The organism is Limnobacter humi (assembly GCF_024518835.1).
Classification (GTDB): domain Bacteria; phylum Pseudomonadota; class Gammaproteobacteria; order Burkholderiales; family Burkholderiaceae_B; genus Limnobacter; species Limnobacter humi.
Window position 1 is genome coordinate 1 of sequence record NZ_JANIGO010000012.1, and the last position, 835, is coordinate 835.

Sequence of the window (835 nt, forward strand, 5' to 3'; positions counted from 1 at the left end):
AGCATGGCGGTGCCGGCTTGTTGAAGGATTTGGGAGCGGGTGAGCGCTGCGGTTTCCTTGGCGAAGTCGGCATCCATGATGCGGCCGCGTGCCGTGGACAGGTTGGTGTTCTGGATATCGGCGAAAGCAGCCACCTGTTCCAGACGGCTCTGACCGGCACCGACCACGGCACGGATGCCGGTGATGGCGTCAATCGACGCGTCGAGCTGGGTAATGGCCGTGGTGGCGTTGGCAATGGTGTCCACACCGCCCAGGTTGGCCTGAATGGAGGCTGCACCGTTGGTGAGGATGGTGGTCAGGTCGTTGCCGGCACCGGTGGCATCATCGGTCAGGTTCACGGTCAGGGTGTCGGTGGTGGCGTTGCCCGTCCCGATCTGGAAAGCCATGCTCTTGTTGGCTGCGCTGAACACGGCGTTGCCGTTGAAGGTGGTGCCGTTGGTGATGCGGTTGACCTCATTGCCCAGTTCGACGTATTCACGGTTCAGGTTGGTGCGGTCGGTGATGTTCAGGGAGCCGTTTTTGGCTTGCACAGCCAGTTCACGCATGCGCTGCAGGTTATCGGCAATCTTGCCCATGGCGCCATCCGCTACCTGGAGCAGCGAGGTGCCATCGTTGGCGTTGCGGGCGGCCACAGCGTAGCCCTTGATTTGTGCGTTCATGCGCTCGGCAATCGCCAGGCCAGCGGCATCGTCCTTGGCGTTGTTCACGCGCAGGCCGGAAGACAGGCGGGCGATGGCGGTGTCCAGACCGGCACCGGACATGGACAGGTTTTTCTGAGCGGTCAGCGACGCGACGTTTGTATTGATTCCCAACATGATGATTCTCCAAGCAGTGT

The 835-nt window shown here is 61.6% G+C and carries 1 protein-coding gene; it reads right to left on the minus strand.

The annotated features are described in order from the left end of the window. Nucleotides 1-815 (minus strand): flagellin N-terminal helical domain-containing protein (locus NQT62_RS15315; RefSeq protein ID WP_256765620.1); only part of this gene is annotated, 815 nt, incomplete at its 3' end. Nucleotides 816-835 lie beyond the last annotated feature (20 nt).